Here is a 15838-nt window from a genome sequence, read left to right as displayed (position 1 = left end):
GTTTGGGCTTTTCATGAATAAGGCTCAGAGGTCGCAGCGAATTGCAGGGACGGCTAGCCAGATGGTGCAAGCGCCACGCCTGGGGCGCAACTTATTCGCAATGATCGCCTGGCAGATCGGCAATTATCTCGTGCCGCTGGCGACGTTCCCCTACCTCACGCGCATGCTTGGGCCGACGAATTTCGGCATCCTCGGCTACGCATCAGCCATTGCTGTTTATGGTGTGATGTGGACGGACTGGGGATTTAATCTGAGTGGGCCGCGCGCAGTCGTCGAATGCCGGGGTGACAAGACCGCCATTAACGAACTGATCTGGTCCGTCATGTTCGCGAAGGCGCTGCTTTGTCTTGTTTCGCTGCTGGCGTTGGGCGTTACGATTCGCTTCGACAAACATGCTGCCGCGGTGCTACCTGTTGTACTGACGTCGTGGATCGCCGTTGTCAGCAATGTATTCACGCTCAACTGGGTACTACAGGGGCTCGAGCGATTCTCGCTGTTCGCGACGGTGTCGCTGCTCGGACGCCTCGCGACGCTACCGCTGATCTTTGTGTTCGTAAAGTCTGTTGACGACATCGCGATCGCAGCAGCGATCCAGGCTTCCGCGCCGTTCCTAACGGGCTTTTTTTCGCTCTTGATGGTACGCAAGCTTGGCTTGCTGGGTCGTCCGACGTTAGCGTGGCGCCAGGCGTGGCGGCGTCTCAGGCAGGGTGTCGACATGTTCTTGTCCACGATCTCGGTCAGCCTGTTTGGCGTGACCAATACGGTGCTACTAGCAGCGCTTGGCAATCCTTATCAGGTGGGATTGTATGTAGCCGCCGATCGCATTAAGACCGTGGGAAATATGGTCCCCGCCCAGATCAATACTGTCCTTTATCCGCGGGTGTCGGCGCTAATGCTGGACAGGCCGAGGGCCGGGGCGAAACTTACTGCACTGGGAGCCGTCGCAACGCTCGCCATCACAGGCGTGGGCGTTTTGGTCGTCTCAATGCTTTCTGGCTACGTGACGAACGTCATTCTCGGGCGCGGCTTCGGCGAGGCTGCGCCGGTGTTGACGTTGCTATGCCTCGCGACGGTGTTCGGCAATCTCGCTTATCTGCTCGGTCTCCAGGTGCTGGTGCCGTTCAAGAACGGACGGCTGAGGTCGATCGTCATGCTGGTCGCGGGTTTTCTCAACATTGGATTGTCGTTCGTATTGATTCCGCATTTCGGTGCGCGCGGTGCCGCATGGTCGTTCCTGGTCGCGGAAGTAGTGATTTTTACTGTGTTCGTTGCGGTCGTTTGGGGATCGCCTCGCATGCGAGCGCATTTCACCCAATTGCTGAGGGCATGAATGTCAACAAGATTTCCGGTAATGATCGTTTCGCTCGTGCGCTCGGGGCGGCGCGAGCGCATCGCAGAGGTGATGTCGAAAAACGATGTGGATTTCTCGTTCATTGATGCAATCGACGCACAAGGTATCGATAGTGGCGAACTGGTTCGTCTCTATGATGACTCGGCAGTGCGCGCGCGCTACGGGCGGTCGCTGACGAAGGGCGAGGTCGCGTGCTTTCTCAGTCACAGGCTGCTATGGCAGCGCGTCGTGAGTGGTGGCAGGAGCGTGATCGTGCTCGAAGACGACGCGTTGCTGGATCGTGAGTTCTTCGCGAAGGCGCTGACTTGGCGCGAAGATGTGCTGGCACACTTCGCTGACGTCGTACTGCTAGGGCAGTCGAAACTGAGCCGCTCGAGGGAAGCTCGGGAGTACCTATATGAGCCGCTTAAGCGCTTTGATTGCATCGATGGCATGCGCATCGGCACGCCGTTCAAGCAATGGACGTCGGGTGCCGTCGGTTACTGGATTTCCCCCCGCGGCGCGAAGCTCGCACTGGAGCACACGGAAGGACCTGTCCGAGCACTGCTTGACGACTGGCCATGGCATCGCGATGACGGTGGAATGATCATTAAGGAACTGCGGCCCTATGTGGTGTGGGAGGCATTTGAATCCTTGGCCAGCGACCTTGAAGGCGAACGCAGCCAACATGCACCAGCACGAGTTCCTTGGCGCGACTACCTGCTTGAGCCCATTCGGGTCGGACGGCTGGTTGTCCGCTGGAGCATCGCGGCCGTGATTCGCGTTGCGGAATGGTCGGCGGGAGCAACCAGAAGCAGAAGGACTGTGCGTAATGATTGACTTGGCCGCCCAGGTGCGGGTGTCGCGTCGGAGCAAATGGGACAATTCGTTCGGTGCGATGGTTTGGTTCGTGCTTCTCGGGGGCATCGCACTGTCGCCGCTCGCGGATTTTCTCTCCGTTTATGCGTTGAAAGGGCAGGCGGGCGGTGACATGGGCGCGCGCTATTCGCTGTTTGTTCGAGGCGTGATGGTCTTTGGTCTGGTTACCGCGCTGTCTTTTCGTGGACGGGTGCGGCTCTCTAGCTTGTGCATCGGCCTTCTGGCTGTTGCCGCGGTCGCCATGTCGTGCGCCTCGTTGGCATTCGATGGGATGACCAGCGGGGAATTTGTCGAGGAAGTCATCGCCATTGCGAAAGTCTTTTCGCTGTTCGTGTATGTTGCGGCATTCTCCGAGCTTAAGGACGGTCAGCTGGAAAGAGTTGAAGCGCTTATACGCATGACGTTGTTCGTCTATGCGATTGCAATTCTCGTGGGAGCTGCTTTCTCTATCGATATCTTCCGAAGCTATCGTGGAGACACGCAGATCCGCGCTGGCTACAAAGGCATCATCTATGCTCAGAACGAGGCGTCGGCGTTGCTACTTTCGGCCTTGGCGCTCGTCTATCTGCATGTCGCTCGGAGCGGCTGGCGCGCCACGCATGTTGGGCTAGTCGTAACACTATTCACGGCGGCATTCCTGTTGGGCACCAAGGGCGCGTTGGTTGCCGGTTTTGGCGTTATCGCGGCGTACTCCTATGCACGATACGGCGTCATCAAGGCGAGTGTCCGCCTTGGTAGTGTTATCGCGGTGATGTCGGCGGTTGCCATTGCCGTTTATTTTTTTGTGCCGACCATACGTCAGGCGGTTGATCTCAGCATCCAGTACTTCAGTTACCAAGGCGATCGCGCTGGCAGTGAAAGGGTTGCCACGGTGCTTATGTCCGGTCGAAATGTGAAGTTTTCGAACGTATGGGACGAGCTTGTTCGTCGCGACTTCCTGCCTCTGTTAATTGGTGGTTATCCGACAGTTCGCTATCCCGTTGAGATGGACGGCCCCGATCTCACGTTGATTATGGGAATTCCCGTGTCGTGTTTGTACCTGCGGGCTCTCTTTCGGTTGTACGCGCAACCGGGTAAAGGGCGCATCACGAATTACGGGAAATACTTCTTCATCCTGCTAATTTTCATTGCCTGCACGGCAGGACATGTGCTGACGTCCGCGATCGTTGCACCCTATCTTGCTGTGATCTCGGAGCTAGTGCGACGATGGTCCCAAGAGGAGCGTAGGAAGATTGAGAGTGGGCAATGAATTTATGGAAACGAGTTCCGACATCATGGGTAAAACACTCCGCGTGCTCCACGTGGGACCGGGATTCGGCCAACGCGGGGGCGTCGCTTCCGTGCTTGACGAATTGCGATCCGCGAAATCATCGTTCGAGGAGCGTGCGGTTAGATTCGATTTCTTTGAGACACGTGGATTCAAGACTGTAAGGGACAGGCTCTCGTTCTTCGTGTTGGATCTGCCGCGATTTTTTCTGCGTGTATTGACCGATGTTGATGTAATTCATTTTCACGTATCGGCGCGTGGTTCGGCGCTCAGAAAGCTGATGCTTTATCGTGCGACGCGTGTGCTGGGTCGCAAGGTGATTTTTCACTGGCACTCGAACAATCTCGCTGATTGCATTGAGGAACAAACAGTCTGGATCAGATCTGCGTTTCTGGAATTTATCGAGTCGTCTAGTGCCGCGATCGGTGTATCTACGGAAATGGCTGCGGATATTCGCCAGTTTCGGAACGGGGCGGATGTTCGCGTCATTGGAAATTGTGCACTCCGCGCGGAGCGTGTCGCGTCGCTTGGACCGGCGAGGGCGATGAACATGCGCGCTTCGAAGCCATACATCGCATTCTCTGGTCGGTTCGTTGAGGAAAAGGGCTTGTCTGAGCTATTTGCCGCGATTGCAATTCTTAAGAAGAGGCAATGCCATGTTCACGTAAAGCTCGCGGGCACGGGCAACACGGACGCCTGGCGCGGACTTGCCGCGAAGTTTGACATAACGGATTGCATTACTTTCACTGGCTGGCTGCGCGGCGATGAACTGATGGATTTTTACCGCAATGCTCAGGCGTTCTGCTTGCCCAGTTATCGAGAGCCCTTTGGTATCGCTACCCTGGAGGCAATGTTTTGCGGACTTGCGGTTATCGGCACGAGAAATGGCGGATTCCTGGATCTTGTTAAGCAAGGAGAAACGGGATATCTGGTTGACCCGTGTGACGCAGACCAACTTGCTGACGCAATCGAGCGAGTTTGCGAGGATTCTGGCCTAGCTTGGCAAATGGGTGAGGCGGGGCGCCGGTATGGGCTGGAACGCTATTCCGTAGAAAGTGTGTGCGATCAGTACGTAAAGTGCTATCGCGAATTGCGATCGTGAGCGATCAGATCTCCTGCTAATCAGGAAAGTTATGAACTCTGTATGGCTGAAATTGTTTCCTTCCTACGTGGGTGGCTTGATGCTGGCCGTTACTGCATTGATGACGCCGCTTTTAGCGAATGCCGGGCAGCAGGGAGCACCGTCGGACAACTCGTTCGGGACGAGTATGGTTGAAGCGAACTGGCGCGATGGGTTGGACAGGATGGTGTCACCGCAGGCGAATCCGGGAAGCATTACGTTTGTCTCCGATCCGATCGACTCGTCGCGCCAGGTTCTTCGGGTAACAATTGCGCGCGGAGAAGACTACACCCACGTCGCAAATGGTGTTCCGCGGGCCGAGGTACTGTTTCACGAGCCGGCGACATTCGCTCAAGGCGTTGACTACCTTGTGAAATGGAGCACGTTCATTCCTCGCGACTTCGAATTTGATAGTAAGCAAATGGTGATCGTCTCGCAGATCCTAACGTCGGCGACGGTGGGGGGGCACGGACCGACGGTCGCGCTCACTTTGCTTGGAACCGACTATTACATCTCGACGCGCGGTGGTGTAAATGTGCAAAAAACAACCGCGGGAGCGAAGCTATGCTGTGCCGATAGCGACCAAGGGAAGTGGGTCAACTGGACACTTCGTTATATTCCCGATGACACTGGCCGGCGGTCACTTACGCAACTTTGGAAGAATGGGAGGTCAGTTTTTCGCTCCGATCACGTTGCCAACGCCTATGTCGGCGATCAACATGCTTATCTGAAAATCGGCTTATATAAAGCAGGTTGGAAGAAAGAACCGTCTGATGCGGAAGTTCAAACCTTGCTCTATGGGCCTGTCTCAATATCAAGGCGATGACGGGACTTAAATGATCGAAAATTAAGAAAATCGAAATTTCCTTAATTTTTGGTGAATGGCAGCGTGGTGATCTTTCTGCCTCGATTTTCTACTGTGTCGAAAAAATCGGCGAACACGAGATTCCCAATGGAAAGAGTAGAGTTGTTTTCCTGTCCGATGGATGTGGCGACGGCGCGTGAGACTGTCGAACTGATCGGTAGGCGGGTGATGGCCAGACAGTTCACCCAACACGTGGTCATCAACGTAGCAAAGATCGTGCATATGCAGCGCGATAGCCTGCTTGCTGCCTCGATCCGTGCGTGCCATATAATCAATATCGACGGCATGGGCGTCGTATGGGCGGCACGTATGCTTGGCATCGACGTGCCCGAACGAGTTGCTGGCGTTGATCTCTTTGAAGACCTGCTCGTGATGGCGGCCGAGCGCGGCTTTCCCGTCTTTCTGCTTGGAGCAACGCCTGAAGTCGTGCAGGCGACTGCGGAAATAATTGGCAAACGCCATCCGCGCCTAATCGTAGCGGGCTATCACCATGGTTATTTCTGGGAAGACGAGCGTGCGGTAGTCGAGAAGATCGGCTCGTCAGGCGCACGGCTCTTGTTTGTTGCGATTACGTCGCCCAAGAAGGAGAACTTCATCAATCGCTGGCAGGCGCAACTTGGCGTGGACTTTGTCATGGGCGTGGGTGGCACGTTTGATGTCGTTGCGGGGAAGGTGCGCAGAGCGCCGGTTTGGATGCAGCGCTACGGCTTGGAATGGTTCTATCGTGTGATCCAGGAGCCGGGCCGTATGTGGCGCAGATATCTAACTACAAATCTGCAATTTGCTGGCTTGCTGCTCAAGACCATTTTGCGCACGTCGCGTAGCCAAGCACGTTAGTTGGGTTTCACTTAACGCGACGTTCGGTTGGTTTGAACGCCGCAATAAGCCGGAAATTGCTTTTGACAAGCAATGAATAATTTGCCGTTTAACGGCTTTCACAGAAGATATATGCTTTACTTCTATAGAATTTCGAGATTTTTCTATTTACTTCATATTCCGTTTGTACCATGGGTTCTTAAGGTCGTAAATCGGATTCTTTTTTCGGTATCGGTTCCGCCCTCCGCAAAAGTTGGAAGGAACGTGATCTTCGGTTACCAAGGTTTGGGTATTGTGGTACATCGTCACGCGGTTATCGGTAACAATGTCATTATTTCACCGAATGTTGTCATCGGTGGGAGGAGCGGGAAAGCTGGGGCTCCCCTAATCGAAGACGATGTATTGATCGGAGCGGGTGCTTCGGTGTTGGGGCCAATTCGCATTGGACGCGGCGCGAAGATAGGAGCGAATGCCGTCGTGCTCGCCGATGTACCGGCTGGTTCAATCGCAGTGGGCGTTCCGGCGAGAATTTGTAAACCCAACGAATAACATCCCCTTCACATCTCCGGCGGATGCTCCTTAAGCTGCTTCCGCGCTTCCCGAAACTCCGGAAACACCGATTCCACCGTCTCCCAAAACCGCGGACTGTGATTCATCTCGCGCAGATGCGAAAGCTCATGCGCGACCACATAGTCCACCACGGAAAGAGGAAAATGCACCAACCGCCAGTTCAAGCGAATTCGCCCTTCGCTTGAACAACTGCCCCAGCGCGTAGCCGCCGAAGAAAGCGCATAAGACCGGAACGTGACGCCCAGCTTCGGCGCATACACCGCAAGCCGCTCGCCAAAAATCCGCTTCGCCTCGCCCTGCAACCATCCCGTTACGCGATCCTTGATCTGCTGCGAATCCGCATGCGGCGGCAGCGGTAGCGCCAGCACACGCGTCTCGTCATCGAAGGCGAGCGAGCCGGCGCCCAGCTTCAACGTGATCGGCTTACCTAGATACGGCAACTCCGCGCCATCGCCCCATTTCACACGGGGCAAAGCGCGCTGTTCCACGCGCGTCTGCCACTCGGCCAGCTTCGCAAAAATCCAGCGTTGCTTCTCGCCGATGGCCGTTTCAATATCGGCGATCGTCACCCAGCGCGGCGCGGTGATCGAAAGCCCGCTTCCGTCGATAACAAACCCAATCGACTTGCGCGACGACCGCTTGAGCCGGTAATGCAGCGTCTGGGCGCCAAGCACGAGGGTGCGCAGCCGCGTGCCGTCCGGCGCGAGCGGTGCCTTGCCGGGCGTACGCGGCGTATCGGGCGAATCGGGCAAAGCGGGCGAAGCAGGATCGAGGCGAGACGAGGGCGCCGGCTCGGCAAAGAGCGGCAGATCGAGTTGTCGGTTGTCGAGTGCCGCGTTGGGGCGCGGCGTGGTGGACTTCTGCATCGTCAAGCCTGGTGCGGTTCGGCGCGCGCGGCGTGGGCGCTCGTCGTTCGGCGCAGTAGGTGTGCGGCGCGCGGCGGTGTCGGGTGCGAGAAACGCCATAAGCAGCGCGCCTGCTCGCACAGCCCGCGCCCACAACCGCCGAACCGGCATAAGCGAGGTAAGCGGCTTAAGCGGCGAACGCGGCAAAGTCGGCGTGTCAGCCTTGCGTCGCGCTTTGTGCTGCGGCATCGCCCGCGTCCCGGTACGCATCGGGGTCGATCCGGCGCATTTCCGCTTCGATCCACGTTTGCACGCGCATGTTCACTTCGTCGGGCGTGAGTCCCGCCGTGTCGATCGGCGTGCCGATCGACACCGTGACTATACCCGGATATTTGATGAACGAGTTTCGGGGCCAGACGCGGCCCGCGTTGTGCGCGATCGGCACCACGGGCGCACCCGTTTCGATCGCGAAGCGCGGCCCGCCGGTCTTGTACTTGCCCTGCTTGCCCGTGGGCGTGCGCGTGCCTTCGGGGAACATGATGACCCACGCGCCTTCGGCCATGCGCGCCTTGCCCTGGCGCGTGACCGAGCTGAACGCGTTCTTGCCTTCCTTGCGGTTGATGTGGACCATCTTCAGCATGCCGAGCGCCCAGCCGAAGAACGGCACATACAGCAGTTCGCGCTTGAACACGTAGCACAGCGGCCGCGGCATGAGCGCCGGAAACGCCAGTGTTTCCCACGCCGATTGATGCTTCGAAAGCAGCACGGCCGGCCCATTCGGCAGATTCTCCATGCCTTCGATGCGATAGCGAATGCCGGTGAGCACGCGTGCGGCGAACAGCGTCGAACGGCACCAGCCCACGGCCATCCAGTAGCGCCGCGTCGCGTTCAGGAACGGAAACGCGATGAAGCACGCCGTTGCGTACGGCATCGTGTAGACGATGAAGTAGATGAACAGCAGCAGGGAGCGAAGGAAGCGCATCGGAGGAGCGGCGAGCGGGTTAGGGGAATGCGCGAAAAACCGTCGGCCGGTTCGCCGCGCTCATGCAGGTTCGTTCGTAAGCGGATCGTTCTCGAGCGGGATCGTTTTCAAGCGGGTTCGTTGGCGAGAAAGTCGAACACGAAGGCGCGCAGATCGTCGTGTACCTTCGTGCCTTCGGGCAGGCCGCCGGCCGCGAGCGTTTTTTCGCCCTTGCCCGTGCGCACGAGATGCGGGCGAAACCCGAGCGCCACGCCGGCTTGCAGGTCGCGCAGCGCGTCGCCGACGATAGGCGTATCCGCCGGTTCGATCTCGAAGCGCTCCGCAATCATCTTGAGCATGCCGGGCTTGGGCTTGCGGCAATCGCAATGATCCTGCGCCGTGTGCGGGCAGAAAAACACGCCGTCGATACGTCCGCCCACGGAGGCCGCGAGCCGGTGCATCTTCATGTGCATCGCGTTGAGCGCCGCCATGTCGAACAAGCCGCGCCCGATGCCCGACTGGTTGGTCGCCACCGCGACGCGATAGCCCGCCTGGTTCAGGCGCGCGATCGCTTCGAGGCTGCCGGGAATCGCAACCCATTCGTCCGGCGACTTGATGTACGTGTCGGAGTCGAGGTTGATCACGCCGTCGCGGTCGAGAACCACGAGCTTGCGGGGAGTGTTGGTCGGCATGAGGCGTTCGTGGCGGGCGTTAGGCGGCGAGCCGCGAGATGTCGGCGACGCGGTTCATCTGGCGATGCAGCGCCTTGAGCAACGCCAGGCGGTTCGCGCGCAGCGCCGGGTCTTCGGCGTTGACCATCACGTCGTTGAAGAACGTGTCGACGGTTTCGCGCAGCGCCGCGAGCGCCGTGAGCGCGCCCGTGTATTCGCGCGCGGCGAGCTGCGTTTCCACGCGCGGCGCCACCTGTTCGAGTTGCGCGTAGAGCGCCTTCTCGGCCGCTTCCACGAACAGCGCGATTTGCACGCCGGCGTCTTCCGTGCCCTCGGACTTCTTGAGGATGTTCGAAATGCGCTTGTTGGCCGCCGCGAGCGATGCCGCTTCGTTGAGCGCCGCGAATTCGCGCACGGCGTCGAGGCGCGCGACGATGTCGTCGAGGCGCGTGGGGTTCAGCGCGAGCACCGCGTCGATTTCCTGCGCTGCAAAGCCGCGCTCGCGCAGCATGCCGCGCAAACGGTCGAGGCAGAATTCGTAGATCGCTTGCGTCGACTCCGTCACGGCCGCGTTGCCCGCGAATTGCGCGTGAGCCGCGCGCAGCAGATCGACGAGATCGAGCGGCAACTGTTTCTCGACGAGAATGCGCAGCACGCCCAGCGCGTGACGGCGCAGCGCGAACGGGTCTTTCTCGCCCGTCGGCGCGAGGCCGATGCCCCAGATGCCGACGAGCGTTTCCAGCTTGTCCGCGAGCGCGACGATCGTGCCCGTTGCCGTAGCCGGCAGCGCGTCACCGGAAAAGCGCGGCTGATAGTGCTCCGAGCACGCGATCGCCACTTCCTCCGCTTCGCCGTCGTGGCGCGCGTAGTAGGTGCCCATCGTGCCTTGCAGCTCGGGGAATTCGCCCACCATGTCGGTGAGCAGGTCGGCCTTCGCGAGCCGCGCGCCGCGCTTCGCGAGCGCGACGTCGGCGCCCGCGCGTTCGGCGATCAGACCGGCGAGCGCTTCGAGGCGCTCCACGCGCTGCAATTGCGAGCCGAGCTTGTTGTGATAAACGACGTTCGCAAGCAGCGGCACGCGCTCGGCGAGCGGCTTCTTCTTGTCCTGCTCGAAGAAGAATTTCGCGTCGGCAAGACGCGGACGCACCACGCGCTCGTTGCCTTCGATGATTTCTTCGGGCGTGGGCGTGGCAAGGTTCGAGACGATCAGGAAGCGCGAGCGCAGGCGGCCTTGCGCGTCGGTGAGCGCGAAATACTTTTGGTTCGTCTGCATCGTGAGGATCAGGCATTCCTGCGGCACTTGCAGGAATTCGTCCTCGAACTTGCACGCATAGACCACTGGCCATTCGACCAGCGAATTCACTTCGTCGAGCAGCGCGTCGGGCATCACCACCTGGTTGCCGCCCGCCGCTTCGATCAGTTGCGCGCGAATCGACTCGCGGCGATCGGCGTAGCTCGCGATCACGAAGCCCTTGTGCTGGAGCGTGTGGGCGTAGTCGTCGGCATGGGTGATGGCGATCAGGCCTTCGGAGAGAAAGCGATGGCCGCGCGTGGTGTCGTCGGCGTCGATGCCGAAGGCGGTGACGGGCACGATCTGGTCGCCGTGCAGCGCGGTGAGGCGATGCACGGGGCGCACGAACTGCACGTTGCTGCCGTCCGGGCGCTGATACGTCATGACCTTCGGGATCGGCAGTTTCGTGAGTGCTTCGTCGAGCACGGCCTGGAGGCCGTCGGCGAGGGTCGCGCCGGGCGCGGAATAGCGCAGGAAGAACGCTTCGTTCTTGCCGTCGCTCGCGCGTTCGAGATCGCTCACCGGGAATTCGGGGAAGCCCAGCGCCGCGAGCTTCTTCGCGAGCGGCGCGGTGGGCTGGCCGTTGGCGTCGAGCGCGACCGAAACCGGCAGCACTTTTTCGCGCACCTGCTTTTCGGGCGCGACGCCGCGCACGTTCTTGATCGTCACCGCGAGGCGGCGCGGCGTGGCGAAGCGTTCGAACGACAGGTCGCCTTCGATCAGGTCGCGCGCGGCGAGGCGCTGCGCGATGCCTTCGGCAAAGGCGTCGCCGAGGCGCGCGAGGGCTTTCGGCGGCAGTTCCTCGGTCAGCAGTTCGACGAGGAGAGTGGCGTGATGAGCTTGCGTCATTGTTCTGGAGATCCGGTCATGCCTCGCCGAACTTGCGTTCGACCTTCAACGGCGGCGCCCAGGCGGGCATCGCGGCGTCCTGTTCGTCGGTGGTCAGGCCCGGCACGCCGTGTACGGGATTGCCGAGCATCGGGAAGCCGAGCTTTTCGCGCGACTCGTAGTACGACTGCGCGACGCTGCGCGAGAGCGCGCGAATGCGGCCGATATACGCCGCGCGCTCGGTCACGGAAATCGCGCCGCGCGCGTCGAGCAGGTTGAAGGTGTGCGCCGCCTTGAGCACGAGTTCGTAGGCGGGCAGCGCGAGCTGCTGCTCCATCATGCGCTTCGCTTCGCTTTCGTACGCATTGAAGAACGTGAACAGCAGGTCGACGTTCGCGTGCTCGAAGTTGTAGGTCGATTGCTCGACTTCGTTCTGGTGATAGACGTCGCCATAGGTGAGGCGGCGCATCTCGGGGCCGTTCGGGCCTTGTTCTTCCCACTCGGTCCACACGAGGTCGTAGATGTTCTCGACCTTTTGCAGATACATGGCGAGACGCTCGAGACCGTAGGTGATTTCGCCGAGCACCGGCTTGCAGTCGAGACCGCCCACTTGCTGGAAGTAGGTGAACTGCGTGACTTCCATGCCGTTGAGCCACACTTCCCAGCCGAGCCCCCACGCGCCGAGCGTGGGGTTTTCCCAGTCGTCTTCGACGAAGCGCACGTCGTTCTGCTTCAGGTCGAAGCCGAGCGCCTCGAGCGAGCCGAGATACAGCTCCAGGATGTTTTCGGGCGCGGGCTTGAGCACCACCTGGTACTGGTAGTAGTGCTGAAGGCGGTTCGGGTTCTCGCCGTAGCGGCCGTCCTTCGGGCGGCGCGACGGCTGCACGTAGGCCGCGCGCCAGGGCTCGGGGCCGATCGCGCGCAGGAAGGTGTGGACGTGCGAGGTGCCGGCGCCGACTTCCATGTCGATCGGCTGGAGCAGCGCGCAGCCCTGCTTGTCCCAGTAAGACTGGAGCGTCAGGATGATTTGCTGAAACGTGAGCATGTGTGCCTGCAGTGTCGTGCGGTCTTTCGGAGCTTCGGGGCGATCTTTCCGGGCGAAACGCGGGCCCGCCGCGCGTGGAGGCGGCGGTTGGCCGCCGTGCCGCGACGCGGGCCGACGTGACGGGCCCGAAAGGCGGCCGGGTGCTAAAACCTTGAATTTTACCGGATTGCCGATGCCTTGAGACCTGGGCCGGTCTCGGGCGCCTGGGCGCGGCCTCGCTTTACGGGTTTTCGCTTCGGCACGGCTCAAGGGGCGCAAGCGCGGCGCATTCGCAATTCAGCCGCGATTTAGCTGCAATCGGGACGCAACTGAGGCGCAACTCAGCCGCAATCGAGACGCAACTCAGCCGCAACCGAGGCGCAATTCAGCCGCAACTCAGCCGCGATCCAGGCCTAAAGCCATGCGCGCAGCCGCGAGCGCGCACGAAGCGCGCTCCGGCGTCATGGCGCGCGGGGCTTGCGGCTTTTGAACGCGGGCCCGAACGCAAAGCCGAATGCGAGCAGCAAGAGCGAAACCGCGATCACCGTGTTGTTGCCGCTCGTCACGTAGGGCGTGAAGCCGCTCGTGCCTTCCACGCGCACGTCGAGCGAGCCCGTCGTGAAGGTCGGCAGGCGCGCGATTACGCGGCCGTGGCCGTCGATGGCCGCCGTCGCGCCCGTGTTGGTTGCGCGCAGCATCGGCCGGCCGGTTTCGAGCGAGCGCATGCGCGCGATCTGCAAGTGCTGGTCGAGCGCGATGGTGTCGCCGAACCATGCGAGATTCGTCGAATTGATCAGAATGCCGGGCGATACCGGGTTCTCGCGCACCGTGCGCGCGATTTCCTCGCCGAAGATGTCCTCGTAGCAGATGTCGGCGGCCACGGGCTGGCCGTGCACGAGAAACGGCGGCTGCACGGGCGCGCCCCGCGCGAAGTCGCCGAGCGGAATGTTCATGAGGTTCACGAACCAGCGGAAGCCCCACGGCACGAACTCGCCGAACGGCACGAGGTGATGCTTGTCGTAGCGATACAGCCCCGGCTGGCCCGGCGTCACGCCGAAGAGGCTGTTGGTGTAATCGACGACGCGGCCTTCCGGCGTGATCGTGCCGCCGACGGCGCCGAACAGGATCGCGGTGTGCGTGGCGTCCGCGAAATCGCGGATGTCGCGGCCGAACTTCTGCGGCACTTCCTGCACGAGGACCGGAATCGCGGTTTCGGGCGTGACGACGAGATCGGCGGGCTTTTCGGTGATGAGCTTCTGGAATTCGGCGAGCGCGTCCATCGTCCCGGATTCGGAAAACTTCATTTCCTGCTTCACGTTGCCTTGCAGCAGGCGCACGTTCAACGGCGCGCCCGAGGGCTGCGTCCACGGCACGAGCGGCAGCACGAGCCCGGCGGCGATCACGGCGATGGCAAGCAGCGCGGGCATCGCCACGGCCGCGCGCCGGGCAGCGGGCTCATAATCCGCCGCAACGCCCGGCACCGGTTCGATTGCACGCGCACGCACGCCGGCCTGCACGACCAGCGCCGCGACGAGTGCCAGCGCCCAGCCCACGCCGTACACGCCCGCGACCGGCGCGAATCCGGCGAGCGGGCCGTCCACCTGCGCGTAGCCGCTGGAAAGCCACGGAAAGCCCGTGAACACGTAGCCGCGCGCCCACTCGCCGAGCGCCCAGGCGCTCGCGAACGCGAACGCGCCGTGCCAGGTCGGCGCGAACGGCAACGGACCCACGCGGGCATGGCGCGCGTGTCCCGCGCAAAACGACCAGACGAGCGCCGCGAGCGCCGGATACACGCCCAGATAGACAGAAAACAGCGCGAGCGCCGCGCCCGCGAGCGGCGCGGGCATGCCGCCGTAAAAATGCATGCTCACGTAGAGCCACCAGACGCCCGTGACGAAATTGCCGAAGCCGAACGCCCAGCCCGTGAACAGCGCGCTTTTCCAGCCCGTCGTGCGCGTGAGCCAGAAGTAAAACGCCGCGAACAGGGCGATTTCCAGCCAGCCGCCGTGCGGCGTCGGCGCGAACGAAAGCGTGTTGAGCGCGCCGAGGGCGATCGCGGCGAGATAGTGCCAGAACGGCAGCGCGCGGCGTCGCGCCGTATCGGCGGGTTCGGCCGGGTGCGGGGGCGTGGCGGCTGGCGCGCGGGTATTGATCGGTTCGGCCATGGGATGCGGTGTGACGGCGGCTAAGTGGGCAAGGACGGCGGCGAAGGGGCGAGCGAGCGCAACGATAGCATTTTCATGCGTCGCGGCCGTGCGAGGTCAGGGCGCGCACGCGCGGTCCGGCGATGAAACGGCGCAAACGCCGCAAACGAAATCGCCGCAAACGAAACCGCCGCAAACGCAAACGCCAGCCCGAAGGCTGGCGTCCCATGCGAATCGCCGAAGCGTCGCGCGATCAGGCCGGCGGCTGCAAGGCCGCCTCGCGCTGGCCCGCGAGCGGGTCGCGGCGCACGAGCAGCATGTGCATCTGACGCGCGTCGGCGCGCAGCACTTCGAAGATCAGGTCGCCGATGCGCACCTTTTCGCCGCGATGCGGCACGTGGCCGAAGTGATGCGTGACGAAGCCGCCGATCGTGTCGACTTCCTCGTCGGAGAAATGGGTGCCGAACGTCTCATTGAACTGCTCGATTTCGGTGAGCGCGCGCACGCGGTAGCGGCCGTCGGGCGAGGCGATGATGTTGCCGCTTTCCTCGTCGAAGTCGTATTCGTCCTCGATGTCGCCGACGATCTGCTCCAGCACGTCCTCGATCGTGATGAGGCCCGCCACGCCGCCATATTCGTCGACGACGATGGCGATGTGATTGCGATTCACGCGAAAGTCGTGCAGCAGCACGTTCAGGCGTTTCGATTCGGGAATGAACACGGCCGGGCGCAGCATGCCGCGCACGTCGAATTCCTCTTCGGCGTAGTAGCGCAGCAGGTCTTTCGCGAGCAGCACGCCGATCACGTTGTCGCGGTTGCCTTCGTAGACGGGATATCGCGAGTGGGCCTTTTCCAGCACGAACGGGATGAACGCGTCCGGGCTTTCGGCGATGTTGATCGCGTCCATCTGGGCGCGCGGCACCATGATGTCGCGCGCGCTCAGATCCGACACCTGGAACACGCCTTCGATCATCGAAAGCGAATCGGCGTCGATCAGGTTGCGTGCGTGCGCATCCTGAAGAATTTCGAGAAGCTCGCTGCGCGAGTCGGGCTCGGGCGAGATGAAGTCGGTCAGCCGCTCGAGCAGCGAGCGCTTTTCCTGCGGTTTGTCGGTCTGGCGTCGACTGGGATAGGAGTCGTTCATGGTGGTGCGCCCTTCGCCGTGTGCTGGCGGGGCGCGCTGTTGCGGAGCGTTAAGGATACAACATGGCCGTGGCGCGTCCGTGT

14 protein-coding genes are annotated in these 15838 nt (G+C 61.3%); 7 read left to right on the top strand and 7 right to left on the bottom strand.

Going from position 1 to position 15838, the window contains the following annotated elements:
- Positions 1-13: 13 nt before the first annotated feature.
- From U5805_RS22455 to U5805_RS22425, 7 genes are all read left to right on the top strand, one after another.
- On the top strand, positions 14-1330 hold the full coding sequence (locus tag U5805_RS22455) for a flippase (RefSeq protein WP_322105701.1): 1317 nt from the start codon (positions 14-16) through the stop codon (positions 1328-1330).
- Between the two features lie 21 nt (positions 1331-1351).
- Positions 1352-2170: a glycosyltransferase family 25 protein gene (locus U5805_RS22450; RefSeq protein WP_322105700.1), complete on the top strand. Its 819-nt coding sequence runs from the start codon at positions 1352-1354 to the stop codon at positions 2168-2170.
- Complete coding sequence (locus U5805_RS22445) at positions 2163-3458, top strand: O-antigen ligase family protein (RefSeq protein WP_322105699.1); 1296 nt, start codon at positions 2163-2165, stop codon at positions 3456-3458. The genes U5805_RS22450 and U5805_RS22445 overlap by 8 nt, the downstream gene beginning before the upstream one ends.
- On the top strand, positions 3448-4578 hold the full coding sequence (locus tag U5805_RS22440; protein WP_322105698.1) for a glycosyltransferase family 4 protein: 1131 nt from the start codon (positions 3448-3450) through the stop codon (positions 4576-4578). Before U5805_RS22445 ends, U5805_RS22440 begins: the two co-directional genes overlap by 11 nt.
- A gap of 31 nt (positions 4579-4609) precedes the next feature.
- The gene (locus U5805_RS22435; RefSeq protein ID WP_322105697.1) at positions 4610-5422 is read left to right on the top strand and encodes a heparin lyase I family protein; all 813 of its coding nucleotides are present in this window, start codon (positions 4610-4612) and stop codon (positions 5420-5422) included.
- A gap of 126 nt (positions 5423-5548) precedes the next feature.
- Positions 5549-6298: a WecB/TagA/CpsF family glycosyltransferase gene (locus U5805_RS22430; RefSeq protein WP_322105696.1), complete on the top strand. Its 750-nt coding sequence runs from the start codon at positions 5549-5551 to the stop codon at positions 6296-6298.
- Positions 6299-6409: 111 nt separating this feature from the next.
- A complete protein-coding gene (locus U5805_RS22425; RefSeq protein WP_322105695.1) occupies positions 6410-6826 on the top strand; it encodes a serine O-acetyltransferase in 417 nt (138 codons plus the stop codon).
- An 8-nt stretch (positions 6827-6834) separates the two neighbouring features.
- On the opposite strand, the gene U5805_RS22420 is transcribed toward U5805_RS22425, so the two are convergent.
- The 7 genes from U5805_RS22420 to U5805_RS22390 form a co-directional block, all read right to left on the bottom strand.
- Entirely contained in the window at positions 6835-7713 is an 879-nt protein-coding gene (locus U5805_RS22420; RefSeq protein WP_322105694.1) for a SprT family zinc-dependent metalloprotease, read from the bottom strand.
- Positions 7714-7909: 196 nt separating this feature from the next.
- On the bottom strand, positions 7910-8674 hold the full coding sequence (locus tag U5805_RS22415) for a lysophospholipid acyltransferase family protein (RefSeq protein WP_322105693.1): 765 nt from the start codon (positions 8672-8674) through the stop codon (positions 7910-7912).
- A 107-nt stretch (positions 8675-8781) separates the two neighbouring features.
- On the bottom strand, positions 8782-9345 hold the full coding sequence (gene gmhB / locus U5805_RS22410) for a D-glycero-beta-D-manno-heptose 1,7-bisphosphate 7-phosphatase (RefSeq protein WP_322105692.1): 564 nt from the start codon (positions 9343-9345) through the stop codon (positions 8782-8784).
- A 19-nt stretch (positions 9346-9364) separates the two neighbouring features.
- Positions 9365-11464, bottom strand: a complete 2100-nt coding sequence (glyS, locus tag U5805_RS22405; RefSeq protein WP_322105691.1) for a glycine--tRNA ligase subunit beta — start codon at positions 11462-11464, stop codon at positions 9365-9367.
- Between the two features lie 16 nt (positions 11465-11480).
- On the bottom strand, positions 11481-12488 hold the full coding sequence (glyQ, locus tag U5805_RS22400) for a glycine--tRNA ligase subunit alpha (protein ID WP_322105690.1): 1008 nt from the start codon (positions 12486-12488) through the stop codon (positions 11481-11483).
- A gap of 440 nt (positions 12489-12928) precedes the next feature.
- On the bottom strand, positions 12929-14632 hold the full coding sequence (lnt, locus tag U5805_RS22395; protein WP_322105689.1) for an apolipoprotein N-acyltransferase: 1704 nt from the start codon (positions 14630-14632) through the stop codon (positions 12929-12931).
- Between the two features lie 232 nt (positions 14633-14864).
- A complete protein-coding gene (locus tag U5805_RS22390; protein WP_322105688.1) occupies positions 14865-15755 on the bottom strand; it encodes an HlyC/CorC family transporter in 891 nt (296 codons plus the stop codon).
- Positions 15756-15838 lie beyond the last annotated feature (83 nt).

It is taken from the genome of Paraburkholderia sp. J41 (assembly GCF_905220235.1).
Taxonomy (GTDB): Bacteria; Pseudomonadota; Gammaproteobacteria; order Burkholderiales; family Burkholderiaceae; genus Paraburkholderia.
This window is presented reverse-complemented; position numbering and strand designations above follow the sequence as displayed.